This is a genomic window from Bradyrhizobium sp. CFUWI, assembly GCF_056429085.1.
In genome coordinates, this window is the sequence record NZ_JBWJZE010000263.1 from 1 (window position 1) to 412 (window position 412).

Below are 412 nucleotides of genomic sequence, written 5' to 3' on the forward strand. Positions count from 1 at the left end.
CCCCTGGCCGTGCTGCAGTCGCGTGGCCTGCCGATCCATTACGAGCTGCTGGAGGACGACGCCGAGGCGGTCCGCCAGGTCTGGCCGGTCTTCCTGCAGCGCGTGGCGGGCGATGCCGGCCTGGGCGCCGATTTCGCGGAATCGGTGGCGCAGCACGGGCGCTCGCAGACGCGCAAGGCGCTCGAATCGGCCCTGGCCAAGCGGGTGGAGTTCGAACTCGCGGAAGAGGGCGGGGTGGTCGATGCCTCGGTGCCGCCCTTCCACGCGCAGGGGCCGCAATGGGCGGGCCTCGCGCATCCCGCCGAGGCGCTCGCGGCGGAGGACTGCCGCGCGCGCTGGCTCGGCCGGGCCGCGGCGCTGGCGGCCGAATCCACGAAGACGCCGCAGAAGGCCGCGGCCGCCATCGTCGCCG

Annotated in this window: 1 protein-coding gene; it reads left to right on the forward strand. The window is 75.2% G+C overall.

Annotated elements, in window-relative coordinates:
- A partial coding sequence (locus AC066S_RS39725; protein ID WP_478272050.1) for a hypothetical protein occupies nucleotides 1–412 on the forward strand: 412 nt, incomplete at both ends.